This is a genomic window from Streptomyces sp. NBC_00859, from assembly GCF_045161865.1.
Taxonomy (GTDB): Bacteria; Actinomycetota; Actinomycetes; order Streptomycetales; family Streptomycetaceae; genus Streptomyces.
Genome location: NZ_CP108826.1, coordinates 824,838 through 851,018, shown reverse-complemented (window position 1 = coordinate 851,018; position 26,181 = coordinate 824,838). Strand labels below are relative to the sequence as shown.

General features: G+C 70.4%; 20 protein-coding genes. 10 read left to right on the top strand and 10 right to left on the bottom strand.

The window, feature by feature from the left end:
• The first annotated feature begins 149 nt into the window (after nt 1-149).
• From OG584_RS03515 to OG584_RS03505, 3 genes are read left to right on the top strand one after another with little or no spacing between them, the layout of a single operon-like run.
• Nucleotides 150-1,355 (top strand): glycosyltransferase family 4 protein, encoded by a 1,206-nt coding sequence (locus OG584_RS03515; protein WP_405783858.1) that lies wholly within the window; start codon nt 150-152, stop codon nt 1,353-1,355.
• Nucleotides 1,352-3,076 (top strand): lipopolysaccharide biosynthesis protein, encoded by a 1,725-nt coding sequence (locus tag OG584_RS03510; RefSeq protein ID WP_405774848.1) that lies wholly within the window; start codon nt 1,352-1,354, stop codon nt 3,074-3,076. The genes OG584_RS03515 and OG584_RS03510 overlap by 4 nt, the downstream gene beginning before the upstream one ends.
• Nucleotides 3,073-4,317, top strand: coding sequence for a hypothetical protein (locus OG584_RS03505; RefSeq protein ID WP_405774846.1), 1,245 nt, complete (start codon nt 3,073-3,075; stop codon nt 4,315-4,317). The genes OG584_RS03510 and OG584_RS03505 overlap by 4 nt, the downstream gene beginning before the upstream one ends.
• Here the strand turns inward: OG584_RS03505 and OG584_RS03500 are convergent.
• Nucleotides 4,290-5,831, bottom strand: a complete 1,542-nt coding sequence (locus OG584_RS03500) for a hypothetical protein (RefSeq protein WP_405774844.1) — start codon at nt 5,829-5,831, stop codon at nt 4,290-4,292. The genes OG584_RS03505 and OG584_RS03500 overlap by 28 nt on opposite strands.
• A 154-nt stretch (nt 5,832-5,985) precedes the next feature.
• Here OG584_RS03500 and OG584_RS03495 point away from each other — a divergent pair, with 154 nt between their 5' ends.
• The gene (locus tag OG584_RS03495) at nt 5,986-6,522 is read left to right on the top strand and encodes a WcaF family extracellular polysaccharide biosynthesis acetyltransferase (protein WP_405774842.1); all 537 of its coding nucleotides are present in this window, start codon (nt 5,986-5,988) and stop codon (nt 6,520-6,522) included.
• On the top strand, nt 6,519-7,652 hold the full coding sequence (locus tag OG584_RS03490; protein ID WP_405774840.1) for a glycosyltransferase: 1,134 nt from the start codon (nt 6,519-6,521) through the stop codon (nt 7,650-7,652). The genes OG584_RS03495 and OG584_RS03490 overlap by 4 nt, the downstream gene beginning before the upstream one ends.
• Here OG584_RS03490 and OG584_RS03485 read toward each other — a convergent pair.
• From OG584_RS03485 to gmd, 3 genes are all read right to left on the bottom strand, one after another.
• Nucleotides 7,631-8,308, bottom strand: a complete 678-nt coding sequence (locus OG584_RS03485; protein ID WP_405774838.1) for a hypothetical protein — start codon at nt 8,306-8,308, stop codon at nt 7,631-7,633. The two genes, OG584_RS03490 and OG584_RS03485, sit on opposite strands and share 22 nt — an antisense overlap.
• A gap of 83 nt (nt 8,309-8,391) precedes the next feature.
• Nucleotides 8,392-11,115, bottom strand: coding sequence for a LamG-like jellyroll fold domain-containing protein (locus OG584_RS03480; protein WP_405774836.1), 2,724 nt, complete (start codon nt 11,113-11,115; stop codon nt 8,392-8,394).
• Between the two features lie 33 nt (nt 11,116-11,148).
• Nucleotides 11,149-12,162: a GDP-mannose 4,6-dehydratase gene (gmd, locus tag OG584_RS03475; RefSeq protein WP_405774834.1), complete on the bottom strand. Its 1,014-nt coding sequence runs from the start codon at nt 12,160-12,162 to the stop codon at nt 11,149-11,151.
• A gap of 125 nt (nt 12,163-12,287) precedes the next feature.
• Between gmd and OG584_RS03470 the strand changes: the two genes are divergently transcribed.
• On the top strand, nt 12,288-13,226 hold the full coding sequence (locus OG584_RS03470) for a GDP-L-fucose synthase family protein (RefSeq protein WP_405774832.1): 939 nt from the start codon (nt 12,288-12,290) through the stop codon (nt 13,224-13,226).
• A gap of 43 nt (nt 13,227-13,269) precedes the next feature.
• On the opposite strand, the gene OG584_RS03465 is transcribed toward OG584_RS03470, so the two are convergent.
• A complete protein-coding gene (locus tag OG584_RS03465) occupies nt 13,270-14,673 on the bottom strand; it encodes a sugar transferase (RefSeq protein WP_405774830.1) in 1,404 nt (467 codons plus the stop codon).
• 520 nt (nt 14,674-15,193) lie between these two features.
• Here OG584_RS03465 and OG584_RS03460 point away from each other — a divergent pair.
• The gene (locus tag OG584_RS03460) at nt 15,194-16,804 is read left to right on the top strand and encodes an endo-1,3-alpha-glucanase family glycosylhydrolase (RefSeq protein ID WP_405774828.1); all 1,611 of its coding nucleotides are present in this window, start codon (nt 15,194-15,196) and stop codon (nt 16,802-16,804) included.
• Nucleotides 16,805-16,921: 117 nt separating this feature from the next.
• On the opposite strand, the gene OG584_RS03455 is transcribed toward OG584_RS03460, so the two are convergent.
• The gene (locus OG584_RS03455; protein WP_405774826.1) at nt 16,922-18,676 is read right to left on the bottom strand and encodes a coagulation factor 5/8 type domain-containing protein; all 1,755 of its coding nucleotides are present in this window, start codon (nt 18,674-18,676) and stop codon (nt 16,922-16,924) included.
• A 373-nt stretch (nt 18,677-19,049) separates the two neighbouring features.
• On the opposite strand from OG584_RS03455, the gene OG584_RS03450 reads away from it, so the two are divergent.
• Nucleotides 19,050-21,719 carry a TIM-barrel domain-containing protein gene (locus OG584_RS03450; protein ID WP_405774824.1) on the top strand — a complete coding sequence of 890 codons (2,670 nt, stop codon included), beginning with the start codon at nt 19,050-19,052 and terminating at the stop codon, nt 21,717-21,719.
• Nucleotides 21,720-21,841: 122 nt separating this feature from the next.
• Nucleotides 21,842-22,696 carry a sulfite exporter TauE/SafE family protein gene (locus OG584_RS03445; protein ID WP_405774822.1) on the top strand — a complete coding sequence of 285 codons (855 nt, stop codon included), beginning with the start codon at nt 21,842-21,844 and terminating at the stop codon, nt 22,694-22,696.
• On the opposite strand, the gene OG584_RS03440 is transcribed toward OG584_RS03445, so the two are convergent.
• From OG584_RS03440 to OG584_RS03430, 3 genes are all read right to left on the bottom strand, one after another.
• Nucleotides 22,685-23,323, bottom strand: a complete 639-nt coding sequence (locus OG584_RS03440) for a GNAT family N-acetyltransferase (RefSeq protein ID WP_405774820.1) — start codon at nt 23,321-23,323, stop codon at nt 22,685-22,687. The genes OG584_RS03445 and OG584_RS03440 overlap by 12 nt on opposite strands.
• Before the next feature lie 103 nt (nt 23,324-23,426).
• Complete coding sequence (locus OG584_RS03435; RefSeq protein WP_405774819.1) at nt 23,427-24,080, bottom strand: GNAT family N-acetyltransferase; 654 nt, start codon at nt 24,078-24,080, stop codon at nt 23,427-23,429.
• A gap of 85 nt (nt 24,081-24,165) precedes the next feature.
• Nucleotides 24,166-24,684 carry a GNAT family N-acetyltransferase gene (locus tag OG584_RS03430; RefSeq protein WP_405774817.1) on the bottom strand — a complete coding sequence of 173 codons (519 nt, stop codon included), beginning with the start codon at nt 24,682-24,684 and terminating at the stop codon, nt 24,166-24,168.
• Nucleotides 24,685-24,883: 199 nt separating this feature from the next.
• On the opposite strand from OG584_RS03430, the gene OG584_RS03425 reads away from it, so the two are divergent.
• Nucleotides 24,884-25,198: a hypothetical protein gene (locus tag OG584_RS03425; protein ID WP_405774815.1), complete on the top strand. Its 315-nt coding sequence runs from the start codon at nt 24,884-24,886 to the stop codon at nt 25,196-25,198.
• Between the two features lie 43 nt (nt 25,199-25,241).
• On the opposite strand, the gene OG584_RS03420 is transcribed toward OG584_RS03425, so the two are convergent.
• Complete coding sequence (locus OG584_RS03420) at nt 25,242-26,180, bottom strand: DUF2510 domain-containing protein (RefSeq protein ID WP_405783857.1); 939 nt, start codon at nt 26,178-26,180, stop codon at nt 25,242-25,244.
• Between the last annotated feature and the right edge of the window lies 1 nt (nt 26,181).

Sequence of the window (26,181 nt, the reverse complement as noted above, 5' to 3'; positions counted from 1 at the left end):
TGGAAGGTACTGACGATAGCGTGCACATTCCGTTCAGGATGAGTGAACGATCGGGGTGGCCAATTGGGTACACCTCTGGGGGAAGGGACCGCCGCGTGACGCGGACGCGACGAAATGAAGAGCCGGCCGCGAGCCGGCGCCGGCTGCTGCTGGTCTCCACCAACTACGCACCGGAGCACGCGGGCATAGGCCCGTACGCGACACAGATAGCCGAACACTGGGCGCGCAGCGGCCACGAGACCCATGTACTGACGGGGATGCCGCACTACCCGTCCTGGTCGACGGACCCGTCCTACGCCGGCGTCTGGCGCCGGTCAGAGGAGCGGGGCGGAGTGCGGGTGCACCGCAGACGGCACACCGTGCCCCCGCGCCAGACCGCCGCGCGGCGCGCGCTCTTCGAGGCCACGGTCCTCCTGCACGGACTGGCTGCTCCGCCCCGGACCGGGCGTCCCGACGCCGTCCTCGCGCAGATGCCCAGCCTGGCGGGCGGGGTCCTCGGGGCGCGGCTCGCGGCGCGGTGGGAGGTGCCGTACGTCCCCGTCGTGCAGGACCTCATGGGGGCGGCGGCCGTGCAGAGCGGGGTACGCGGCGGGGACCGGGCCGCGGCCCTCGCCGAGCGCGCGGAGTCGTACGCCCTGCGGCGGGCCACACTGGTGGGCGTGATCCACGAGACCTTCATCGGGAAGGTACGGGCGATGGGCGTCGATCCCGGCCGGATCCGGCTCGTGCCCAACTGGAACCACATACCGGGTCCTTCGCGCCCGCGCGAGGAGAGCCGGGCCAGGCTCGGCTGGCGCAAGGGCGACACCGTCGTCCTGCACTCGGGGAACATGGGGCTGAAGCAGGGGCTCGACGTCCTGGTCGAGACCGCCAGACGCGATCCCGCCCTGCGCGTGGTGCTGATGGGGGACGGCAACCAGCGTGAGGTGCTCGGCAGGCTGGCCGCGGATGTGCCGAACCTGGTCTTCCTGCCGCCATCCGATGAAGGTGAGTTCCCGGACATTCTCGCCGCCGCGGACGTCCTGGCGGTCACTCAGCGGGCTTCGGTGCTCGACATGAGCGTCCCCTCCAAGCTGACCTCGTACTTCGCCTCCGGGCGCCCGGTGGTGGCCTCTGTGGCCGCCGGGGGCGGCACCGCCCAGGAGGTGCTCGGCTCGGGCGCAGGAGTGCTCGTTCCGCCGGAGGATCCGGACGCTCTGCTGGCCGCGGTGCGTAGACTCGCCGCAGATCCGGTGACCGCCGATGCTCTGGGGGCCGAGGGGCCGCGTCATGTGGCGTCCCACTTGTCGAGGGACGAGGGGCTGGCGCGGATCGACGCACTGATCGATGAGGCCTTGGGGGGTCCACGCACGTGACGGACACGCACGCTTCCGCGGCGAGGGACGACGAACCGGACCTTCTGAGGGACCAGTTCAGACAACTGCTGCGCTACCGCCGTCTCATCGGCCTGGGAATCGGTATCGGACTGCTGGGCGGCGCGTGGCTGGGAGTGACGTCCGCCGAGAGTTACGCGGCGGCCGGCGACATCCGGCTGCGCGCCCCCACCAACGACCCCTTCGACCCGGCCGTCTCGGTCGACAAGACCATCAACATGGGCACCGAGCGGCAGACCGCTGTCAGCAGCAGCGTCGCGGAGATCGCCGTCCGGGCCCTGGGGCTCCCCGACAGCGGCCTCGCCTCCTTCCAGCGCGGGCTCCAGGTCACCAACCCGCCGCAGACCATGGTGCTCCACTTCACCTACACCACGACCTCGCCCGAGGAAGCGGCCCGCCGGGCCAACGCCGTGACCAAGGCGTACCTCGACCTCCGGAAGAAGCAGTGGGGCGAACTCCGGGACAGCATGGTCAAGAAGTCGCAGAACCAGCTGAACCCGATCGCCAAGGAGCAGAGCGACCTGGCCGGACAGCTGGCGACCGAGGGCAGCGCGGCGCCGGACTCCTCACGGGCCCGCAACGACGACCTGCTGAGCAAGGTCGGCACCCTGAACAGTCAGATAGCGAGCCTCAAGGCGCTCGACATGACGGCCGGCACCGTGATCGTCAAGGCTGTACCGCCGTCCGCGTCCAGCGGACTCGGACTGATCGTCTCGCTCGGTGTGGGCGGCGCCGTCGGTATCGCGCTCGGGCTGCTCGCCGCCTGGGTCCGGCTGGTTTTCGACCCGTCGCCCCGCTCGTCCGGTGATGTCGCCCGCGCGGTGCGGGCGCCCGTACTCGGAAGCCTTCCGAGGGTCGCCGACGGCGGACCGCTGCTCGCCGTGGACCAGTCGGACTCCCGCCTTGCCGAGGAGTACCGCTCCGTGGCGTTCCGGCTCGCCTACGACCAGCGGTTCGCCGACCGCCGCCGGCTCCTCGTCGCGGCCCCCCGGGGCAGCAACAGCGAAGCGGCGGCGGCCGTGGCGGCCAACCTGGCGGCATCGTTCGCCGAGACGGGCAAGGACGTACTGCTGGTCGAAGCCGACCTGAGGACGCCGTCGCTCACCGGCCTGCTGCGTGCCGGCGCCCCCAGCAGGCCCGGCTGGAGCCTGCCGCCCGACTTCGACGAGTCCGGCTGGCCCGGACCCCACCAACTCCAGGTGGACGCCGGCGGGTCGGGGGCCTTCGACCTGATACCCGGTGAGCGGGTACGGAACGTGGCGCGCGCCCTCACATCGGCGCGGGTGACACGGCTGATCGAGGAGGCCGACTCGCCGAACGCCACGGTCGTCGTACTGGCCCCGCCTGTCCTCGCCTACGCCGACGCGCTCGCCCTGGTCGACCGGGTCGACGGTGTGCTGATCGTCTGCGATCCGCGTGCCGTGCACCGGGCCGATCTGGTACGGATCAGGGAGCTGATCACCGGCGCCGGCGGCACCGTCCTGGGTGCCGTCACCCACACCGGGTCCCGCAGGGCGGGCCGCCGCACCGCGGCCAAGCAGGGGCACCGGGGCGGAGGTACCCGGGCATCGGGCAGACCCGTGCCGCCGGGCGCGGCGCCGCAGCTTCCGGCACCGGTCCCGCACCCGGCGGCACCCCGAGGCCCCGAGGGGGACGGCACCGACACCGTCGCCCTCGGCACCATCCGCGCGGGAGACCGGTGAGACGCTCGGCCGTCGTCGCCGCCTCGGTACTGGACCAGGCGGCTTCCAGCCTGACCAACATCCTGGTGCTCGTGATGGCGGCCCGGGTCTCCACCACCGCCGGGTTCGCCGCGTTCTCGATGGTCTATCTGACGTTCACCGTGCTGCTCGGCCTCAACATGTCGTATGTCGGACAGGCCGTGGTGCTGGAGCGCGGCGACCGGGCAGCGCTCGCGTCGGCGTGCCGCTCGGCCGCGGCCTTCACCGCCTGTGCCTCCCTCGCCGCGGGCGCCCTGCTGGTGGCGGGCGGAGCGGTCGCCGGCGGCCGGCTGGGTCACACCTTCCTGGCGCTCGGGCTCGTGCTGCCCTTCGTGCTGCTCCAGGACGGGCTGCGCTACTCCTTCTCCGCTCTGCAGCAGCCCCACCGCGCGCTCATCGCCGACGTACTGCGGCTTTTCTGCGTGGTGCCCGCCCTGCTCGTCCAGCCCCACCACGTGAGCCCCGCGCGCCTGGTGGCGGTCTGGGGCCTTTCCGCCGTCCCGGCGCTCCTGGCCGGCCTGCTGCTGCTGCGGCCGCTGGTGCGCGGCGCCGCGACACAGGTACGGCGATACCTTCGGCGCGGACATCTCGGGATGCGGTTCGTCGTCGAGTTCGCCGTCGGCAACGCCTCCAGCCAGCTCGCGGTGCTCGGCCTCGGGCTGTTCGCCAGCCCGCTGGCGGTGGGCGCACTGCGGGGCGCCACGACCCTCTTCGGACCGCTCAACGTCCTGTTCAACTCGGTCAACGCCTTCGGCCCGCCGGTCCTCGGCAGGCTGGGCGGCCGGCGGGCCACTGTGCGCGCCGCCGCCTTCCTGGGCTGTGTGCTGGCCACTGTGGGGTTCGGCTGGGCGGCGGTGCTGTATGCCCTGCCCGACCGGCTGGGCCGCCAACTCCTGGGAGCCACCTGGCAGTCGGCCTCCGCGCTGCTGCCCGCCACCGGCAGTCAGTACGCGGTGATGGCGCTGGGCACCTGCGCCCTCGTCACCCTCCGGGTGCTCAGCCCGCGCGCCACTCTCTCGCTCCAGGTCGCCTTCTCGCTGGTCTCGGTGGCGCTGATGCTCGGCGGCTATCCGCTCGGCGGCGCGACCGGTGCGGCCTGGGGACTCGCCGCGGGCTCCGCGCTGAAGGCGGTCGCCGCCTGGGCCCGGGTCACCGGCCTCGGCCCGGCGGCCGAGCCCGTCACCGACGGGGGCGGTCAGCGCAGTACCGCGCCCCTGTCCTGACGGTAGGTCGTGACCATCGCGATGCAGATGACCGCGATGGCCACCCGCCCCGACGCCTGCAGCAGCGGTCCGCGCAGCAGGATGAAGGAGTAACCGGCGACGAGTGGCACCACCAGTGAGATCAGGCTGCCGGGAGGTGTGCGCCGGACCGCGCGGCGTGCGTATCTCCGGTCCACCCGCGCGGCCGCGTACCCCATGGCGAGCAGTCCCAGTGTCATCCCGGCCGGACCGAAGTCGATCCACAGCTCGGCCCATACGGGCGACGAGAGGTTGGTGTTCACCGCGTCCATCCACTCACCGACCATCACCCCGGTGTCGTGCGGCTTGCCGGGCCACACCGACCGGGGAACGGCGAACAGGACCGATCCGGCGAGCTGCTTGCCGTAGAGATGTCCCACCCCGGACCGCTCGAAGGTGATGGTGTTCGCGAACATGCCGATCTGGTCGTAGTCCTTGAGGGCCAGCGGCTCCAGGACCGAGGTCGTCTCCACGGGGTGGTAGTTCTGCGCGTCGTAGCGGAACCGGTCGGCGAACGGGAAGATCACCAGCGCCACCACGACGCCCAGACTCAGCGCGGAGCGGTACATCGCGGCACTGACCGGGAACAGCGTGAACAGCAGGGCGAGCAGGACGGTGAGAAACCAGTAACGCGGATTGGATATCGGGTTGTTGACCACGATGTTCAGCACGGCCAGCGCGCCCCAGACAGCGATCACCCCGGGGGATCTGCGGGCCCGCCGCGACGTGACCAGCCAGCGGGTGTAGGCGAGCAGCGCGAAGAGCGCGGGGACCGTACCGAAGCCCCGCAGCAGAGCCTGGCCGGCCTGTGAGTCGGCCTGCGAGATGCCCGCCTCCTCGATACCGGCGATGATCTCCTGGCGACTGCTGAAGAAGACGGCGGGCCCGCCCAGCTTGACGACCAGCGCCGCGCTGCACACAAAGGCCACCACGACCAGCAGATAAAGCCTGCGGCGGTGCACCAGCGCGGGCCGGGTCTCACCGCGGCCCTTCCCGCCGGGCCGGTGCCGGGCCAGCAGTGCGCCCACATCGAAGGCGGCGCACCCGATGAGGACGAGTGCCACGGCCTCGGTCACATCCGAGCGCGGACCCACCACCGGCGTGGGAACCCTGCCGAGCACCGCCTGGGCGAGCGGAGCCACCCCCATGGCCATGTAGACGAAGAGCCAGAACGCCCCCTGGAGCAGCTTGCGGTGGCTGGTCAGCACCATCCCGGACAGCCTGACCCCCGCGTAGACCGTCAGGGTCAGCTGGAGCCAGTACGCGGCGTCGTGGACCCCTTCACCGGGCTGTACGGCGACGACCAGGGGCAGCACGAGTGAGAGTCCGAGCGCGAGTGGCACCGACAGGGCACGGGAGAGCAGCGTGCGCGGGGAGACGGCGGGCGCGAAGCGGACTGCGGGCCCCGGCGCCCCGGCAGAGCCGGGGACACGAACGCCTCCGGTGAGCGCGGCCACGGGCTCCGGCCGGGCGCCCTCGCTGGTGTCCGTCGCCATGGATGGCCCCCGCCCCCTGTTGAACGCCCCGGTACAGTTCCGCTGTTCTCCCCGCCGGCAGTCTACCGACGCCGTGATGCCGCCCGTTGCCGCGGCGGGCACCGACTAGGCTGAGCGTCCAGGCACCTGGGGAGGTGCCAGTGGGGGTGAAGTGATGCGGAACCTACCGTCGTTCACGCTGGCCGGATACGACAAGGGCCGGGGGCGGCTGACGCAGGCGCTGTGGTTCGCCGTGATGAACACCGTCTTCATGGCGTGGTTCTGTCCGGCCCGGCTGCGTGTCGCGCTGCTGCGGGCCTTCGGCGCGACGATCGGCGAAGGGGTGCTGATACGGCACCGGGTGCGGGTGCTGTGGCCGTGGAAGCTGACGGTCGGCGACCACACCTGGATCGGCGAGGGGGCCTGGCTGCTCAACCTGGAGCCGGTCACGCTGGGCGCACATGTCTGTGTCTCCCAGGAGGCGCTGCTGTGCACCGGCAGCCACGACCACCGCGCGGCGGACTTCCGCTACCGCAACGCCCCGATCGTCGTGAAGGACGGCGCCTGGGTCGCCACCCGCGCCACTGTGCTGGCCGGCGTGACCGTGGGCGCGCACTCCGTCGTCGGGGCGGGCTCGGTCGTCCACCGGGACCTCCCGGACCTCACGCTGCACACGGCCGACGGCCGTCGGCCGGTGGAGGAGCCCGTATGAGAATCCTGCACGCTGTCACCCTGCACAGCCCGACGCACGCCTTCGGCGGCCCCGTCCGGGTCGCGCTCAACCTCTCCCAGGGGCTGCGGGCCCGAGGCCACGAGGCGCGGCTGCTCGCGCTCGGCGACGGCTTCGACGGACCGCTGCCGACCGAGGTGGAAGGTGTACCCGCCCGGCTCCACCGCGCCCGCAGACTGCTGCCGCTCGGCTTCAGCGGGATCACGTCGCCCGGTCTGCTGGCCGGCGCCGGACGCACCGTCCGCGACTACGACATCGTCCATGTCCACCTCGCCCGCGACCTGGTGACCCTGCCCGTCGCCCTGGCGGCGCTGCGCGCGGGCAAGCCGCTGGTGCTCCAGACCCACGGCATGGTCGACCCCAGCGACCGGCTCCTCGCCAAGGTCCTCGACGCGCTGGCCGTCCGCAGAGTGCTCCGCGGAGCGTCGGGCGTGCTGTATCTGACGGAGCATGAACGCAAGGGACTCGAAGCTGTGGCGCCCGCAAGCCCAGGGCACCCCCTGCGCCTCGTCCGACTCGTGAACGGCGTGCCGGCCCAGGAGCCGCCGGCCACCCCCGTCGGCGCCCCGCGGATCCTGTACGCGGCGCGGCTGCAGGCAAGGAAGCGCCCGCAGGACTTCGTGGCCGCCGTCCCGGAGATCCTGCGCCACCGCCCGGATGCGGAGTTCGTCGTGGCAGGGCCCGACGAGGGCGAACTCGCCCCGGTGCAGGCCCTCATCGGCAGACTCGGGCTCGGGGAGCGGGTGCACTGTCCCGGTTCGCTCTCGGCCGGCGAGATGCTCGCCGAACTCCGGCACGCACATGTCTATGTGCTGCCGTCGGTGGACGAGCCCTTCCCGATGTCGGTCCTGGAGGCGCTGGCGGCGGGGACACCCGCCGTGGTCACGCGCTCCAACGGGCTGGCCCGGGACATCGCGGAGGCCGGCGCGGGCCGGGTGGTCGACGGTGCGGCCGGACTGGCCGGCGCCGTACTCGAACTGCTCGACCCGGCCGCAGGGGCGGAGGCCTCCGCGGCAGCCCGGAAGCTGGCGGCGGAGGCGTTCTCCATGGACGCGGTGCTCGACACCCTCCTCGGGGTGTACGAAAGGTGCTACGCGGGCACCCAGGCGTAGCAGCCGGACGAGGTGAACACGGCGGCGCCCGCCGGGATGCGGGCCTCGACCCTCCCCTTGGCACCTGTGCCCGGCCCGGACGCGAGCAGTTTGCCGCCCTTTCCCGAGACCCGCCAGGTGCAGCCGGCGGCGTCCGTCAGGGCGCGGTAGCCGCCGGCCCGCGGGTTCTTCCTGGTGCCGTCGGGGAAGCCGGCGTCCGCGGCCTTGAGCACCGCTTTCTGATCCGGGCAGAGCAGTGTGATGGCGGCCTTCGCGTCGGGGATGTCGCCCGCGATGACCGCGCCCACCGCCGCGTCCTTGTCGTGTGCCGCGGTCCTGGCCACCCGCTGACAGCTCTCCTGCCCGGTCTGGAGCACCGCGGAGGGGTCCATGTTCTGCGGTACCCGCCCGCTCAGGTACTTCTTGTCCTTCTTGGTGAACGAGCCGGTGACGGGTGTGAGCCGGGAGTCCGGCAGCACCGGCCCTGTGGCCGATGGGGACGGTGAGGCGCCGTCCCCGGTCTGCGGGTCCGGGACGCTCGCCGGAGCCGGGCTGTGCGGAGCGCCGGCCCCGCTCTTCCCGTCGTGCGCGGACCCGGACGACCCGCAGGCGGAGACGGCGACGAGCGCGGCCAGCGCGGCCGCCGCGGCAGCCGCACGCCGGTGGAGTGGACGCATGAGAGAGCTCCTGTGGTACGGGCGGTGCGGGGCCCGGGAGACCGGACCCCGCACGCTGTCATTGCGGTGACGTCACCGCGGGATCACGGTGCGCCGAAGGTCAGCACGAGCTGCGGGGTCCCCTCGGAGGCTGTGGCCTCACGGGACCACAGCCAGAGCGGGTCCGTGCCCGTGCTGGTCAGGGCCAGCGCGTACGAGCTGCCCGGAGCCGAGCTGAGAGCGGCCGTGTCGAGGGGCACCGAGTAGACGGTGGACCCGTCCGTGGCACCGCTCAGCGTGCCGAGTGTGCCGGAACCGGCGGCAGGGCGGTTGCTGTACGTCAGAGCCGACTCCGTCCAGGCCCCGGTGACCGGCACGACCGACTGGCTGTCCGCGGAGCCCGCTCCGGTCTGGGTCGAAGTCTTCACCGACAGCCTGGCGCTCTTCAGCACCGTGCCCGCCGGGGCCGGCGGCACGGTGAAACGCAGATACGTCGCGTATGCCGACGTTCCGCGCACGGACAGTGAACCCGACGTGCCGTAGTTCGTGTTCGGCGCTCCCGCGTTGACGTAGGTGTCCTCGGACGCCGGGACCGTGGAGACGGTGTCCGCGGGGGCGCTCGCCAGCTGGAAGTGGCCGGCGATCTGCTGAGCGCTGAGCGCCGACGGGTAGATGGCGGTCTCGTCGATCTGGCCCGCGAAGAAGTTGCTCGTTGGCTGCTGCGGCCAGCCGCTGAGCTGGTCACCGCCGACGTGCCAGTAGCCGGAGTACGCCTGGTTGCCCGTCACGTTCGCCGAGGCCTTGCGCGAGCCGTCCACGTAGAGTGCGATGCCGGACGAGTCCTGAGTGGCGACCACATGGTGCCAGGCGCCGTTGTTGTAGGTGCCCGGGGTGGAGACGGTCCGCACGCCGCCCGGGTACACACCGAAGACCAGATGGCCGTCGTCGGTCAGGTAGATGTGCTTGTCGTAGCTGCTGCTGGTCTGTGTGGTGTTGTTCCCGAACCCGACGAGTTTGCCCCCGCGGCGGGTGGTCGTCCGGAACCAGGTCTCGATGGAGTAGTCACCGTCCACGATTGTCCTGCGGTCGCTGTACACGGCCTGGTCGGTGCCGTCGAACCCCATCGCGGTGCTCGGTCCGTTGACCGCGGCCGGGGTCTGCCGGAGCGACGGGCCGTTGAGCTGGATGCCGCTGTTGTCGGAGGCGGACGCGTCGCCGGTGAAGGGGGAGCCGGCCTCGTCGTAGCGCCAGTACTGGGTGGCTCCGTCGTTCAGCACGGCTGTCGGGTACGCGTCGGCCGATGAGGGGACGGTCACCGTCGCGGTGGGCGAGAGCCCACTGGTGTTGCCGGCCGCATCCGAGGCGGTCACCCGGTAGGTGTACGTCTGGCCCGCTGTCACGCCGGTGTCCCTGAAGGACATCTGGGGCCGCGACCACGGGAGGGAATCGCCCTCCACGGTGTGGACCGGGGTCGACGAGCCGTTGCGGTAGACCTTGTATGTCAGCCTGCTGTCGTCCAGGTCGGTACTGGACCGCCACCGGACCTGCACCTCACCCGGTTTGATGCTGGACGCACTGGCCTGCGGCACCCCGGGCACCCCGGTGTCGGGACTCGCCGCGAACCGGGTCAGCCCCTGGGCGGGCGCGGCATTGACCGTGGTGAACTCACCTCCGACCCAGAGGTACTTGTTGGACGATGTCTCCGCGACGGTCAGTGCGCGCGGGCCGATGCCCTCACCCAGGCCGTCGTTGGTGTTCGGGAACCAGCCGAGCTTGCCCACGCTGGTGGTCGGCTGGGCGAGGAGGTGGTTGCGCGGGCCGTCCGGGAACTCGCCCACGCTGGAGCAGTCGTGTGCGTGCGACGCGCTGTAGAGCACGTTCTCGTACGACAGCACGGCCTGGGTGGCGCCCAGGCAGGTGTCGCGCCAGCGCTGGCCGAGGTCGCTGAGGTTCAGCGCGATCCGCCCGTCGAAGACACCGCCGCCCGTCCCCTCGTCACCGGTGTAGAAACCGGTCGCGTCGGTGCCGATGGTCTTGACGACCGAGTTGGTCTCGATGAAGCCCGGGTAGGTCTTCACGTTGTCGCCCGTCGCCGCGTCGACCACGGCGAGTGCGTGCGACTGGGCGCCGTTGACGGTGAAGAAGTCACCGCCGAGCAGGACGTCGTGCCCGTCGGGCGTCACCGCGACGGCCCGGCCCGGCAGGTCCGCGTCCGCCCGGAACGGCCGCAGCGCCCCGGTGGTGCTGTCCACCGCGGCGAACCGCTTGCGTGTCTCGCCGGCGACGGTCCCGAAGTCGCCGCCCGCGTACACCGTGTCGTCGGTGACGGCCAGCGCCCGTACCGTCGCCGGGAAACTGGGGTGGAAGTCGGGCTTCGGAGCGCAGGTGGCGATGTCGATCGCGGCGAGGCTGCTCTCCTGCACACCGTTGACGGCACCGAAGTAACCGCCCGCGTAGAGGGTCTTCTTGTCGGGGGAGACCGCGAGCGTGCGCACGGTCGCGGTGCCGCTGCCCACGGTGAAGGACAGTCTGCAGGAGGTGGGAGCCCCGGTGGCGGCGTTCATCGCCACGAAGTTGACGGCGTCCTGCGGCGTGCCGCTCGCCCCGTCCGGTGGCCGTACCTGTGAGAACGTACCGCCGACGAAGACGGTCCCCTGCGCTTCGGCCAGGGCCCAGACGATGCCGTTGGTCTGCCAGGTCGGCAGGTCGTCGGCGGTGAAGGCCACCGGAGGGGTGACAGCCGCGGCCGGTGCGGTCGCCGCTGTCACCCCCAGACCTGCGGTGACGGTGAGGACGAGGGCGGCCGAAAGCCCTCTGGATCTACGCATGTACATACCCCCCAGGTATGAAGTCGTGCATGGTCAGCGGTCGATGCGGACGTTCGCACCGGCCAGTTGGTCCGCGACCTGGCGCACATCGGCGTCCACCATGATCCGGGCCAGTTCCTCCACCAGTACCTCCGGCTTCCAGCCGAGGAGCTCCTTCGCCTTGGCGGGGTCGCCGATCAGCGCGTCCACCTCGCTGGGGCGCTCGTACTTCGGGTCGTAGCGGACGTACTCGTTCCAGTCCAGACCCGCATGGGAGAACGCCGTTTCCACGAACTCCCGCACCGTCGCCGCGACCCCCGTCGCCACCACGAAGTCGGTCGGCTCGTCGTGCTGGAGCATCCGCCACATGGCGTCCACGTACTCCGGGGCGTAGCCCCAGTCGCGTACGGCGTCCAGGTTGCCCATGTAGAGCCGGTCCTGGAGACCCGCCTTGATGCGCGCCACCGCACGGGTCACCTTCCGGGTCACGAACGTCTCGCCCCGCCGCGGCGACTCGTGGTTGAAGAGGATGCCGTTCACCGCGTACATGCCGTACGCCTCGCGGTAGTTGACCGTGGTCCAGTAACCGAAGACCTTCGCCGCGCCGTACGGGCTGCGCGGATGGAACGGCGTCCCCTCGTGCTGCGGAGGCGGCGTCGCCCCGAACATCTCGGAGGACGACGCCTGGTAGTAACGCGTCTCGATGCCGCTGGCCCGGATCGCCTCAAGGAGCCGCAGGGCCCCGAGCCCCGTCACGTCTCCCGTGTACAGGGGTGCGTCGAAGGAGACCCTGACATGGGACTGGGCCCCGAGGTTGTAGACCTCGTCCGGCCGGATGTCCCGCATCAGATTCACCAGTGCCACCCCGTCGGAGAGGTCCGCGTGGTGCAGGACGAAGGACCGGTCGGCCTGTTGCGGGTCCTGGTAGATGTGGTCGACGCGCTCGGTGTTGAAGCTGGACGAACGCCGGACGAGGCCATGGACCGTGTATCCCTTGGAGAGCAGCAGCTCCGCCAGATAGGAACCGTCCTGACCGGTGACTCCGGTGATCAGTGCGGACTTGCTCATATGGAATGTCCCTCCCTGGCGGACCGGTTCAGGACCGGTCCGTCCCCCGTGGTTATGTTGTGTTTCGAGAAAGAAGTCAGCATCTTGGGCACGGTGACGGGCTTCGTCCTGGCATGATCCGGCTCATGACTGATTCGCTGTTCCTGCCGGCAGGCGCTCGTATATTCGTCGCGGGCCACCGCGGCCTCGTCGGATCGGCGGTGGCCCGCAGGCTCACCGCCGACGGATACCAGGTCCTCACCCGCACCCGATCCGAGCTCGATCTGCGCGACGCCGCGGGCACCGCGCGGTATCTGGCCGACGTCCGCCCCGACGCGGTGGTCCTGGCCGCCGCGAAGGTCGGCGGAATCATGGCGAACAGCACCTACCCGGTCCAGTTCGTCGAGGAGAACCTGCAGATCCAGCTCAGCGTGATCGCCGGGGCGCACCGGGCGGGCGTCGCCAGGCTCCTCTTCCTCGGCTCGTCGTGCATCTACCCGAAACTCGCGCCGCAGCCGATCAGCGAGGACGCCCTGCTGACCGGGCCGCTTGAGCCCACCAACCAGGCGTACGCCCTGGCCAAGATCGCCGGAATCGTGCAGATCCAGTCCTACCGGCAGCAGTACGGCGCGGCCTACATCTCCGCCATGCCGACCAACCTCTACGGTCCGGGCGACAACTTCGACCTGGAGACCTCGCACGTCCTGCCCGCCCTGATCCGCCGCTTCCACGAGGCGCGCCAGGCAGGCCGGGACGAGGTGGTGCTCTGGGGCTCCGGCGCACCGCGCCGGGAGTTCCTCCACGTCGACGACCTGGCATCGGCCTGTGCGCTGCTGCTCCGCTCGTACGACGGCGACGAGCCGGTCAACGTGGGATGCGGGGCCGACCTGACCATCCGTGAACTCGCGACGACCGTGGCCGACGTGACCGGGTTCGCGGGACGGATCGGCTGGGACACCTCGAAGCCCGACGGCACCCCTCGCAAGCTGCTCGACATCACCCGGCTGAGTTCGCTCGGCTGGAAGCCGGCCGTCGGGCTGCGCGACGGGATCGCCGCCACGTACGAGACGTGGCGGCGCGGCTGACGCCGGGCACCCCGGAGCCCCGGTCCGCACGCTCGGCGGCCGGTCAGTACGCACCGCGGCCGTCGACGACGGCGCGGAGCGTACGGGCCATCACGTCGACGTCGCTGGTGAACGACCAGTTGTCGACGTACTGGAGATCGAGCTGGATGGACTCGTCCCAGGAGAGGTCGGACCGGCCGCTGATCTGCCAGAGTCCGGTCATTCCGGGCCGCACGGCCAGCCGTCTGGCCTCCGTCTCGTTGTAGAGCGCTACCTCTTCCGGCAGCGGAGGCCGCGGGCCCACCAGGGACATGCCGCCCAGCAACACATTGATCAGCTGGGGGAGTTCGTCGAGCGAGGCCCGGCGCAGCAGCCGCCCGGCCCGGGTGACCCGCGGATCGCGCCGTATCTTGAACATCGGCCCGTCGGTCTCGTTCGCCGCCGCCAGCTCGGCCTTGCGGGCGTCCGCGTCCAGCCGCATGGTGCGGAACTTCCACATCACGAACGGCACACCCCCCTGGCCGACCCGCTGCTGGCGGTAGAAGACCGGTCCGGCCGAACTCAGCCCGACCGCGAGGGCGATCACCAGGAACAGCGGTGAGAGCAGCAGCAGTCCGAGGCCGGCGCCCACCCGGTCCATGACCGATTTCAGTACCGGCTGGGCGCCGCGCCGCACCGGCGGCACGATCCGCAGCAGCGCCATCCCCGCGGCCGACGAAGGCTCCATCCGCTTCACGGAGATCTCCACCAGACCCGGAGCCAGGGCCAGTTCGACCCCGGCGTCGTGCAACGCCCAGGACAGCCGCCGCAGTCTCTCGCCCGACATGCCCGAGCCGGGTGCGACCAGGACGACGTCGGCCGAGAGTTCGCGGGCGGCGGTCAGCAGCGGCACGGTGTCGTCAACAGTGGCTGCCGGGGCGTGCGGGGCGAGCCGGCCCGCCAGGCGGGCCCCGCTGCTCACCTCTCCGGCGCCGACGGCGACGATGCCGACCACGACGTACGGATGGTCGGTGCGGCCCGCCAGATGACCGGCCACGTCATCGGCGGCCGCCGGTTCGCCGACCACCAGCACGCGGGTGACGACCTGCGCCCTGCGGCGGGCGGCCGCGAGATGCCGGTAAGTCGCCTTACGGCAGGCGAGCGTGGTCAGCAGGGCCGGGACGAGGACCGCAAGACAGAGCAGCGGTGGGTGGTGCAGTTCCGCAGCGCTGCGCAGCACGGCCAGCACACCCAGCAGGATCAGCCAGTCGTGGAGTACGGGCAGCGCGCCTCTGGACTCGCCCAGGACGCGCTTCGGGTAACGGTGCCGGAAGGCCTGCACGCCCAGCCAGGCGACCGCCGTCACAGCGGCCGACCGGAGTGCGTACGGCTGTCCCTGGGCACGGAGGACAAGAGCCACCGGAAGCGCTGTCCCGGCGACATCGGCGAACAGGGCTGTCGGCAGATACCACGGTGCTTTCAGGCGCATCCCATGCGGGATCGCGCCTGATGAAGTGCTGATGTCGGACGCACTTGTCTCAGGCGTTCGGACATGCCACATGTACCCCCCCGGCACGTGTTGACTGGTTCGTCCTGTTCGTCGATTCCCCGATCGACGAACCGGAGTCGCAACAGGGAACAGTACGACAAACTTGAGGTCACACAATGCCGTTTACGTAAACGTTGCGACCGATTGGCCCCGCCTGCATCTGGAGACCGTGTGGTGAAGGGGTGTTGGGCTTGTGTCATTCGTCTCCCTGGTCACTCCCGTCGCCACTCCTGCGAACATTCGTGCGGGCGGAGCCACGCCGGGCCGGGACCCGTCCGCCGACGTGATGCGGAATGACGACGTCAGGGCCCACACCGCAGTTCAGGGCGGGGAAGCGGCAGGCGCCGGCACACCGCGGACAGCCCTGCCGGCTGCCCGCCCCTGTTGTCCCGAGGACGCAATTCGGTTCTACTACTGCCCAACCCCCGCAGTGCGGGCGGCCTTCCCGGAAGGAACGACGATGGCCGAAGCGCCAGTACGACCGTTGGCGCACCACCGCCGCAGAACCGGTGGGCGGCGCATCCTGCTGCCGGGGGCGGGGCTGGTGCTCGGGCTGCTGCTGATCTGCCTGCTGGCCGGCAGCGGCATGGCCTGGTCGCCCTTCGGGGCCGACGGGAAACCCGCCGGAGGAACACCGGCCGCTGTACCCTCCGCGCAGGACCCGGCGACGCGTGCCGGGGCGCTGACGCCGCGGCCGCAGCGTGTCACCGGCAAGGAGCTGCCCTTCGACCTGCCGTCGCCCGCAGCGCTGCGCACGGGCCACCACCTGGTGTTCGCCCACTACTTCACGCCGTATCCGCTGTCCCTGGACAACCAGCCGGCCGGACAGGACTACTACAGCCGCAACTACCTGTCCGCGCAGGGTGAGAACGGCAAGCACGCGCAGTACGGCGGGCTGCTCCGTGACCGGCCGCTGCCCGTCGCACCGAAGGGCGGCGACTGGCAGCTCGCCAACCTCCAGCAGGAGGTACGCACCGCCAGGGACGCGGGCATCGACGGTTTCAGCGTCGACATCCTCTCGCTGACCGGGCCCAACTGGCAGCGCGTCAACCTCCTGCTCCGGGCGGCCGCTTCGGCCGCGCCCGGGTTCCGGATCATGCTGATGCCCGACATGACATCGCTGCACACCGACCCCACGACGCTCGCGGACGCCCTGGCTGGACTGGCCGCCTCACCGGCAGCCCACCGGCTCGGCGACGGACGTCTGGTGATCTCCCCCTTCAAGGCGGAGGCCCACGATCCCGGCTGGTGGTCGCAGCTGACCGGGCGGCTGCAGACACGCCACGGCATCCGTACGGCCCTGGTCCCGCTGTTCCTGGACTTCCCCGCGAACGCGGAGCGGTTCGCACCCATCAGCTACGGCTTCTCGGAGTGGGGCAACCGCAGTTACAACGCCCAGGCGGGTGCCGAAGCCGATGTGGCGCTGGCCCACCGGCTGGGCAGGACGTGGATGCAGCCGGTGTCCGTGCAGGACGCCAGGCCCAACCAGGGGGTGTACGACGAGGCCGGCAACACCTCGGCGCTGCGGGCCGGCTGGGGCCATGCGATCGACGACGGCGCGGACTGGGTCCAGCTCACCACCTGGAACGACTACTCCGAGGGAAGCCAGTTCGCGCCCTCGCTGCACAATGGCTACGCCTACCTCGACCTCTCCTCCTACTACCTCACCCGCTTCAAGACGGGGCAGTGGCCGGAGATCGTGCGGGACACGGTCTATCTGACTTCGCGTGTCCAGTTCGCCGGGACGCAGCCGGTGCCCGGTGCGCAGCAGAAGCTGATGAGCCCCCGCGCCGGGACGGCCCCGCCGCGGGACATGGTGGAGGCGCTGACCTTCCTGACCGCGCCCGCCGTCCTGGACACGGCGGTCGGTACGGAGCGGCAGAGCCACCCGGTGCCTGCCGGGGTCCGGGCCACTCTGGTGCCGCTGCACACGGGGTGGAGCACGGCCACCGTGCGGCGCGACGGACGGACGGTGGCGGCAGTGGCCTCGCGCCACCCGGTGCGGAGCCAGGTGGAGGTCCAGGACCTCCAGTACTACGCGGCGACCAGTGGCCGGCCGGACAGCCCCTGATTCCTGGACCCGGTTTCTGCGGGCTGACCCGAGGCCCTTCCCCCCCCTCGCTCGCAGGGGGAAGGGCCTCCGGCCGAGGTGACGGGCGGGGTCAGGTGCCGCCGGTCACCCCGGTGCTCACGGGTACGAGACGACGGTGGACGGTACGGTCGACGTCCCCGACGTGGCGGCTCCGGTGTTGTTGATGACGTGGTTGTACTGGCCCTTGCCGCCCAGTGACACGACCAGCAGATCGTGGAACTTCACGCCCGCCTTGTCGGGGGCGGCGAAGCCGTGGTCCTGCTGGATGCTCGGATCCGCGGTGAAGTTGCAGTAGCTCCCCAGACCCCAGCCCTCATGCGTGTTCACGGAGTCGGCGACCTTGTAGGCGGCGTAGCCCTTGGTGGCCCCGTCCTGTACGGCGGCCTGGTTGGGGGCGTCGTAGGCCTTCTCGTTCTGGAAGAAGATCGTTTTGCCGTTCTCGCCGTTCCACTGGACGTCGTACTTGTTGAAGTGCTCGACGAACAGGCCGGTTGCCAGCACGTTGTCGCCGTTGACGGTGAGCCCGTAGTCGGCTCTGTTGGTCTCCCAGCCGACTCCGTCACCGTGGTCGGCTCGCCAGAGCCATGTGTGGTCGACGATGGTGTTGTTGCTGTTGATCTCCATGCTCGTGGTGGCCTTGCCCGGCCCGGCGCCGCCGATCCGGACAAAGACGTCCTGCACCGTGGTCGGATTGGCGGAGTGGTCGGCGGATGAGCCCTCGGGGCCGACCTGGAGCAGCGTGTCCGAGTTGGTCGTACCCGCGTCGATGAGCAGACCGGCCAGCTTGACGCCGTCCACGTCGGCCACCTTCACGGCCGTCACCCCGTTGTCCGGGACGATCGTCGCGTAGCCGAGACCGAGCACCACCGTATTGGCCCGCTTGACGTCGATGGTCTGGTCGACGTGGTAGATGCCGGGGGTGAAGAGGAGGTTGAGTCCCTGGTCCAGCGCCTGGTTGATGGTCGCCGCGGTGGCGCCGGGCTTGACCACGTAGAACTGGTCGAGGGGGATCGAGTCACCCTGCGGGGTGCCGTTCTCCCAGGTGGTGCCGCTGGCGTTGGTGCGCTTCGCCGGCGTGAACACCTTGTAGTCATTGCCGTCCAGATACAGGAACGGCTTCTCGCGGGAGACGGGCGTCGTGTCCAGGGTGGTGTACGTGGGGTTGGGGAAGCCCTGGGCCGGCGCGCCCTTGACGCCGGAGAACACCATGTTCCAGACGCCGTTGGCCCAGCCGCCGACCGAGCTGTCGCGGGTGTACCACTGCTGCTGGGAGTAGGGGCTTACGACCCCGTCGATCTTGCTGTCGGCGATGTAGCCGCCGCTGGCCCAGCCGTAGCCGTCGGGGGCCAGATTGAGCCCGCCCTTGACGTGCATCCGGCGGAACGGTGCGGCCTGGGCCACGGCCCAGCGGTCGGTGCCGCTCACCGGCGTGAGTGCGAGGTTCTCCGCCGACCGCCAGAAGTTCTGTGTGGCGTTCCCGTTGAACCAGCCCGCGTCCACGGTGACATCGCCGTTGATGTTGGTGTCGTCGGGGGACAGGCCCAGTCCGGCGATCGAGGTGTAGAAGCCGAGCTGGGCGTTGATGTTGCTGTACGTACCGGGCTTGAAGAAGAAGGCGTCCCTGCCGGTGCCGAACTGCGCCGACTCCTGCCGCTTGAACACCGAGTCCAACTGGCCCTGGATATCCGGTGTGGACGGGTCGAAGACATGCACGTTCGGGCCGAGGTCGCCGCCGCCCGGCAGGTCCGCGGCCTGTGATTTCGAGGGGGCGACGACGAGCAGAGCGGCTGCGAGGGCGGCCGCGGCCACCACCGACATCCTTCTCCTGCGTGCCGTGGGGGGAACAAGCATGGGGAAATCTCCCGCAGTCGGTGGCTCGACGGTGAGCCTTCAAGAAGTGAAGAGCGAAAGGGTGGGGGAGCGCTCTCTGATGGGTTGGATCGTTCCTCCGGGCATGCTCCACGTCAAGAGTTGTGCAAAAAGTGGTGCCGATGGCCGGAGTTTCTCCAACTCTGTTTCATAAGACGGGGGTTGAAGTCGGGAGCCGACTTCCCCGGTATTCGCCACCGGAACGTCCGCCCGTCCGGTACGAGGGCTGGATCGCGTTGAAACGTTGACATGTACTGACCGCAAGGTGAATTGTGATGCTCGAAATTCCAGTGTTCCAAGCATGTCTGCGCAGGCATTGCACATTTTACTGTTCGGTACGAACGGAGAACACTCCTTGCGAATCCTCAGAAGCCGCTCCCGGCAGGGTGCGGCCGCCGCGGTGTCGGCGCTGGCACTCGCCCTCACCACCCTGGCCGTCCCCGCGTCGCAGGCACAGGCGGCCGCGACGCCGTCCGGGACCCTCGACAGCGGGACGAAGAGCGTCACCTGGCAGAGCCCCGTGTACGCCAAGGGCACCGTGGACGGCCCCGACAAGTGCGGTACGGCGGCCGACGATCCGGATCAGGCCAAGTGCGCCCGGTTCGATCTGACCGTCAACCCCCCGGCCGGTGAGTGGGACGACAACCCCGAGGGCGGTGTCCCGGTCTCCATCCAGTGGCAGACGCCCACCGACGATTTCGACATGTACATCTACGACTCGGACAACAAGCAGGTCGCGTCGAGCGCGGGGGCCGCCGATCCCGAGGCGACGGTCATCCCCAAGGCGTCGGGCACGTACCACGTGGTCGTCGTCCCGTACAACGTCCACAACAACTCCTTCACCGGCAAGGCGTATCTCCCCGAGTCCACCGACGCCGGGAACCTCACCGGTTTCAGCGGCTCGCACGGCACCTACGACATCGCGGCCGGGGACCTCAAGACACGCGCCTCCTTCTTCACCGACGAGACGATGCGGCTCCAGGCATCCCCCGACGGCGACCTCTCCGGTCCGTCCGGCAGCCACATGATCCAGACGCAGCCGAAGGTCCAGCCGCACACCTCCACCTTCAACGCCGGCTCCTACTACGGGATCCGGTCGAAGGGCGTTGTGCTGCGCGTCTACAAGAAGCCGCTCAAGTTCGCCCTGTACAAGGCGGACAACCGTACGCTCGTCTGGGCGGAGGCCGACCCGCTGCGCTGGACGGCGGGCGGAATGCGGCAGAGCCTCAAGCGCGGTGCCAAGGAGCAGTTCTTCGGCGGCGGTGAGCAGAACGGCAGCTTCTCCCACCGCGACCAGGTCATGAACGTCGGCAACAACACCAACTGGGACGAGGGCGGCTACAACAACTCGCAGCCGTTCTACATCTCGACCGCGGGATACGGCGTGTTCCGCAACACCATGACGCCGGGCGTGTACAACTTCGGCTCGCCGGTCCGCACCGGTCAGCAGGAACGGCGCCTGGACGCCTACTACTTCACCGGTGACACCAAGAAGGTCATCGGCCAGTACACGTCGCTCGTCGGCAAGCCGTTCATGCCGCCGGTGTACGGACTCGAACCGGGTGACTCCGACTGCTATCTGCACAACGCCAACCGGGGCGAGCGGCACACCCTGGACTCGCTGAAGATCGCGGACGGCTACACGCAGAACCAGATGCCGCTCGGCTGGATGCTGGTCAACGACGGCTATGGCTGCGGCTACGAGGACCTGCCCCAGACCGGGGCCGGTCTGAACAAGAGCCACGCCCAGCTCGGACTCTGGACCCAGGACGGCCTGCCGAACCAGCCCGAAGAGGCCAAGGCCGGGGTGCGGGTCCGCAAGCTGGACGTCGCCTGGGTCGGTAACGGCTACGGCATGGCCCTCGACGCCTGTGACCAGGCCAAGGCGGGAATCGAGGACAACAGCGACGCCCGCGGCTTCGTCTGGCTGCCGGTCTCCTGGGCCGGTGCCCAGCGCTGCGGAGTGCTCTGGAGCGGTGACCAGAAACTGTCCTGGGACTACCTCCGCTGGCAGATCCCGACCTACGCCGGCGCGACCCTGTCCGGCATCGCGTACAACACCGGCGACGTCGGCTCGATCTACAGCCACGACCCGAAGATGTACGCGCGTGACCTCCAGTGGAAGTCGTTCCTCCCGGCCATCATGACAATGGACGGCTGGGCGACCGACATCACCACCAAGAAGCCGCACGACCAGCAGCCGTGGCTGGACGGTGAGCCGTACACCTCGATCAACCGGAAGTACCTCCAGTTGAAGGAGCGGCTGCTCCCGTACATGTACACGCTGTCCAAGGACGCCACGAAGACCGGCGTCGGAGCGGTGCGGCCGCTCTCGCTGGAGTACCCGGACGACCCGGCGACGCTGGGGGCCGACGCCAAGTACGAGTTCATGTCCGGCTCGGACTTCCTGGTCGCCCCCGTCTACAGCGACACCGACGTCCGCAACGGCATCTACCTGCCGAAGGGCACCTGGACCGACTACTGGACGGGCAAGACCTACCACGGTCCGACCACGGTCAACGGCTACAAGGCGCCGCTCGACACCCTTCCGCTGTTCGTCAAGGGCGGTTCGATCGTGCCGATGTGGCCCAAGGGCACGACGTCCTGGGAGACCCGGAACAAGAGCGAGCTCGACTACGACATCTACCCGAAGGGCACCACGGACTACACGCTCTACGAGGACGACGGCGTGACCCGGAAGTTCACGAAGGGGTCGTCGGCCACCCAGCACGTCCAGGTGAAGGCGCCCACTCACGGCAAGGGCGCCACCACCATCAAGGTCGGTGCGAGTGTGGGAAGTTACACGGGCAAGCCCGCGTCCCGCTCGTACACCTTCACCGTGCACGCCAAGGGCGCACCGTCCCAGGTCGTCATGGCGGGCGGCAAGCTGCACGGGCTGAGCTCCGCGAAGGCGTTCGCCGCGGCGAAGTCCGGCTGGTACACGGACCCCGCGACCGGGGACACCGAGATCAGGACGGGGTCGCTCTCCACGGGCCACGGCTTCTCGGTCACGCTGCGGAAGTAGCCGGGCCGCAGAGGTGAAGACCGGTCAGGGGCCGTCCAGGCGACGGCCCCTGACCTGCTCCCGCAGACCTGCGTGCCGAACCGGCACGTGTGACGTGTGACGGGCATGGCATCTTGAGCTCCATGGACGCGATAACCATCTGGGGCATGGCCGCCCTCGCGGCCGCAGCGATGCTGGTCGGCTTCTCCAAGACCGCTGTCAGCGGCGCCAACACGATCAGCCTCGCGGTCTTCGCCGCGGTCCTGCCGGCCCGGCAGTCGACGGGAGTGCTGCTGCCCGTACTGATCGCAGGGGACGTACTGGCCGTCCTCACCTACCGCAGACACGCCCACTGGCCGACGCTCTGGCGGCTGTTCCCCGCCGTGGCGGTGGGCGTGGTGATCGGCACCGGATTCCTGTTCCGGGCCGACGACGCGGTTGTCCGCACATCGATCGGCGTGATCCTGCTGCTGATGGCAGGCCTCACGCTGTGGCGCAGACGTTCGGGGGAGGCGGCCCGCACGGCGTCGGCGGCGGACGGGGCCGGGGCGGCGGACGAGGGTGCTGTGCACAGTGGAACCGGTCCCACGGCAGTGGGGGACGCCGGTGAGACCGGCACACCCGCGGCGGACCCCCTGCGCCGTGGCCGGGCCAAGGCCCGTTCGTACGGCGTGCTCGGTGGATTCACCACGATGGTCGCCAACGCGGGCGGGCCGGTCATGTCGCTCTATCTGATCTCGGCGGGCTTCCGGAAGCTGGGCTTCCTCGGTACGTCGGCCTGGTTCTTCCTGATCGTCAACACGGCCAAGGTGCCCTTCAGTGTGGGACTGGGGCTGATCGACGCCAGATCGCTGCTGCTGGACGCCGTTCTGCTGGTCTTCGTCGTCCCCGGCGCGCTCATCGGACGGGCCTGTGTACACCGGATCAATCAGCGGCTCTTCGAACAGCTGGTGCTCGGCGCGACCGTGCTGGGAGGCGTGCAGCTGCTACTGCACTGACCCGTCCCGGCCCCCGCCCCGCAGGTCCATCACCATGACCGATCCCCAGTCCCGCCGTTCGGCCTCCGTGAAACCGAGTGCCAGGTAGAAGGCCCGCGCCCCCGGGTTTCCGCTGCCCACCCCGAGGTGCAGCCCCGGCACCCCCCGGGACCGCAGCGCTGCCAGCAGAGCCGACATCAGACGCCGGCCGAGTCCGGCGCCCTGGCCGCGCGGGAGGATGTCGATGTGCAGATGCGCCGGATGGCTCTCGTACAGGGGATCGCTGTCCGACGGGCCGGCGTGGAGCTGCGCCACACGCTGCCAGTCCCTGCTGCCGTCGCCCGGATCGGCTGCCATGGACTCCGGGTGGCGCAGGCGCAGAAGGCCGTTCCAGTGGTCCTCCCGCCACTTCTCGAACCCGGCGGAGTCCGCGGTCGCCACGACGTAGCCGAGGACCCCGTACGCGTCGGCGGCCACGAAGGTCAGGCCCGGGTCGGCAGCCGCGTACGGGCCCGCGAACACGTGTCCGAGCAGATCGGGATCGTGGTAGAGCGCGGTGGCGTCCCCGCCCGAGTCGCCGGTCAGCAGACACACCCGGTACATGCCCGGCAGGTCGAAGGGCTGGAACGGCCGTACGTCGATGCTCATCGGGCGGCTGCCGCGAGTGCGGGGACGGGCGTCCGGCGGGTGCGGCCGGGGCGCTGGGGCGGTCGCCCGCCCGTCCCGGGCCGGTGTGCGGTGGGTTCGGCTGTCATCCTGCCAGGGTAGGCGGGCGGGCGGACCTGCGGTTCCCGGTGCCACGGCCGAGGTAGGTCAGCGGACCCGCGTCCGGCACCGGTATCTCGTGGAACCCCAGCCGGTCGTAGAACGCCCGCGCCGGGGTGTTGGCCGTGACCATGCCCAGGTGCACCGCCGGTACGTCCCGCTCCGCGAGGGCGCCGAGGAACCGTGTCATCAGCGCGCGCCCGAACCCCGCACGCTGATGGCCCGGCAGCAGGTCGATGTGCAGATGGGCCGGGTAGGCGGCCAGTTCGGGCAGCAGCATGCGCTCGGGGCGGTGCAGGAGCGCGGCCATCTGATCGGCCGGCGTCCGCAGCGGTCCGGCCGGGTCCGGATAGCGCTCCGTGACGCCGGGCAGCCACTCCTCGCGGAAGCGCTCGACGAACCGTGCGGTGTCCGCGGTGCCGAGAACATAACCGACGGCCAGACCGCTGCCGTCGTCGACGACGAAGACCAGGCCGGGTTCGAGCATCGCGTAGGGGACGGCGAAGACACTGGGCAGCAGATCGTGATCGGTGTACAAGTGCCGTGCGTCCCCGCCTTCTTCACCGGTCCGAATGCAGACTCCGGAGAGCGCGGGCAGATCACCGGGGCGGTAGGGGCGAACGAAGGCCTGAGAGGTCACGAGAGCCACTATGCAGGTTGCGGGAGCGCTCCCACAATGGATTTGAGTGACAGGAGCCCGGCCGGATCCCAGCGGTGGCCCCGGATCACCCGGCGGTCAGCTCGTACGCCCACAGTCCGTCCAGATCGGCGATGCGGGAGAACCCGGCCCGGTGCAGTACCTGCTGGGAGGGGAGGTTGCCCGGGTCCGTGGTGGCCAGAACTGTCCGCACAGCGGGCAGTCCCAGGGTCCACCGGCAGAGCGCGGTCACCGCGTCCGTCGCCCAGCCCGCGCCCCGCGCCGACTCCGTCAGGTCGTAGCCGATCTCCACCGCGCCGTCCGACGGCGGCCCGTGGAATCCGATGCCGCCCAGTGTCGTGCCGTCCGTGGCGCGCTGGATCGCGAAGAGCCCCCAGCCGGGCAGATGCGCACCGGCTTCGGCAGCCATCGACACCATCTTCCCGGCGATCTGTGTGCCGCTGCCCGGCGTCCCGTCCAGCCAGTCGAGCCCGGCCGTGCCGCCCTCGGCGAGTACGGCGGCGGCAGCGGGCGACTGCTCACGCAGGACCAGCCGGTCCGATTCCAGAACGAGCAGGCCGTTCTCTCGGGAGTAGCGCAGGGTCATGGCGTCGGGCCACCTCGATACGGGGGAGTGGAGACCGGCGCCTCCGTGAACACAGCCCGGACAGTATCTCCCGGCGCGCGCCGGGAGACCCGCACGGGTGGGAACGCCGCGGTCGGCCCCCGTACACCGGGGCCCGCCGTCCGGATCGGACCGGACTGGGGCGTCGCGGACCGCGCGCCCTCCGTTACGATTCCGGCTCATGAGCACTCCTGACCAGAGCGAAGCCGTGGAAGCGGACCTGACCGAGCCCGGGAAACCAGGCCTGACGCCTCGTCAGGCCCGGCGGATACGGATAGCGGTGGCATCCGTCATGATGGCGGCGGTCGCGCTGGTGCTCGCCGAGCGGATCACCAGCAGGTCGTCCCTGCTGGTCGTCGCCGACTACGGGATGGCGCTGATCCTCTGCGGTGTGGTCATCGAGCTCAGCCGCAGCGGCCGCACCAGGATCGCGACCTGGCTGCTCGGCATCGGGCTGGTGGCGGCTGTCGCCGCAGACTGGCTCGTGCTGCCCTGACACCGCGGCGCGGCCGCCGTCCGGGGCCCGGTCGGTCACCGGGTCAGGCGCCCTCGCCCGACCCGGTTCCCGAAGTGGACGCCGCCTTGATGCCCTTGGTGATGTCGTCCATGACGGAGAGCGCGGGGGCCTTGGCGTTGATGTCGAAGCCGGAGCGGACGACGATCAGCATGCCCTCCGCCTGGGGGGACGGGAAGGCCAGCGACTGCACGTACCCGTCGTCGCCCTTCTTCGTCACCACCTTCCAGCGCACCAGGTAGCCCTTCTGGCCGGCGACGGTGACGGCGGCGGACTTCAGCAGCTTGTGCGATGTGATGCCCGACGAGGTGTCCCCGTAGGACTCCTTGGCGTTGCCTGCGATGTCCTTCTCCGCCGCCGCCCTCGCGTTCGTCGCCGAGATCTTCAGGGCGACCGCGGGCTCGGAGAACACCCCGCCGCGCACACACTTTGCCGCCTTGCCGCCCGTGCCGGAGCCGCTGGGACAGGTGTACTTGCCGATGGTCACGCCGGCGCCGACGGTTCCGGACTCGCCGGTCCAGCCCTTCGGCACGGGAATGCTGATACCGCTGGCCGCGTCGGTGGCGTAGCCGTCCTCGGTCTGCGGTGGCTGCTGCTGCCCGGGGTCCTGCTCGCCGCCGTTGCCACTGCCCCCGTCGCCGCCGTCTCCTTCGCTGCTGCCGCCGCTGCCGTCCGGCATGCCGGGGCGCTCCGGGGCGCCTGACGGCGCTTTGGACGGTGCGGTCGCCGCGTCCGGCGCGTGGCCGGAGTCCGGCCCGTCCGTCAGCAGGTAGATGCCGCCTCCGACGGCGGCCAGGACCACCACGGCGGCCGTGACCGCCGCGCCGATCCGGGCCCGGCGGCGCCGGGTGTCCGCAGGCGCCGCGCGGAGCTGATCGGTCCACTGGGCGCCGTCCCACCAGCGTTCCTGGGCAGGGCCTATTCCTGTATACCCGGGGTCTTTGTGCCAGCCGGGCGGGCTCATC

What these genes read in the sequence shown, in the direction of transcription:
- OG584_RS03485 (WP_405774838.1), bottom strand. Translation starts at nt 8,308, where the DNA reads ATGCGTCCACTCCACCGGCGTGCGGCTGCCGCGGCGGCCGCGCTGGCC.
- OG584_RS03440 (WP_405774820.1), bottom strand. Translation starts at nt 23,323, where the DNA reads ATGAGCATCGACGTACGGCCGTTCCAGCCCTTCGACCTGCCGGGCATG.
- OG584_RS03445 (WP_405774822.1), top strand. Translation starts at nt 21,842, where the DNA reads ATGGACGCGATAACCATCTGGGGCATGGCCGCCCTCGCGGCCGCAGCG.
- OG584_RS03495 (WP_405774842.1), top strand. Translation starts at nt 5,986, where the DNA reads ATGCGGAACCTACCGTCGTTCACGCTGGCCGGATACGACAAGGGCCGG.
- OG584_RS03465 (WP_405774830.1), bottom strand. Translation starts at nt 14,673, where the DNA reads ATGCGCCTGAAAGCACCGTGGTATCTGCCGACAGCCCTGTTCGCCGAT.
- OG584_RS03460 (WP_405774828.1), top strand. Translation starts at nt 15,194, where the DNA reads ATGGCCGAAGCGCCAGTACGACCGTTGGCGCACCACCGCCGCAGAACC.
- OG584_RS03500 (WP_405774844.1), bottom strand. Translation starts at nt 5,831, where the DNA reads ATGGCGACGGACACCAGCGAGGGCGCCCGGCCGGAGCCCGTGGCCGCG.
- OG584_RS03480 (WP_405774836.1), bottom strand. Translation starts at nt 11,115, where the DNA reads ATGCGTAGATCCAGAGGGCTTTCGGCCGCCCTCGTCCTCACCGTCACC.
- OG584_RS03490 (WP_405774840.1), top strand. Translation starts at nt 6,519, where the DNA reads ATGAGAATCCTGCACGCTGTCACCCTGCACAGCCCGACGCACGCCTTC.
- OG584_RS03470 (WP_405774832.1), top strand. Translation starts at nt 12,288, where the DNA reads ATGACTGATTCGCTGTTCCTGCCGGCAGGCGCTCGTATATTCGTCGCG.
- OG584_RS03420 (WP_405783857.1), bottom strand. Translation starts at nt 26,180, where the DNA reads ATGAGCCCGCCCGGCTGGCACAAAGACCCCGGGTATACAGGAATAGGC.
- OG584_RS03430 (WP_405774817.1), bottom strand. Translation starts at nt 24,684, where the DNA reads ATGACCCTGCGCTACTCCCGAGAGAACGGCCTGCTCGTTCTGGAATCG.
- gmd (WP_405774834.1), bottom strand. Translation starts at nt 12,162, where the DNA reads ATGAGCAAGTCCGCACTGATCACCGGAGTCACCGGTCAGGACGGTTCC.
- OG584_RS03425 (WP_405774815.1), top strand. Translation starts at nt 24,884, where the DNA reads ATGAGCACTCCTGACCAGAGCGAAGCCGTGGAAGCGGACCTGACCGAG.
- OG584_RS03455 (WP_405774826.1), bottom strand. Translation starts at nt 18,676, where the DNA reads ATGCTTGTTCCCCCCACGGCACGCAGGAGAAGGATGTCGGTGGTGGCC.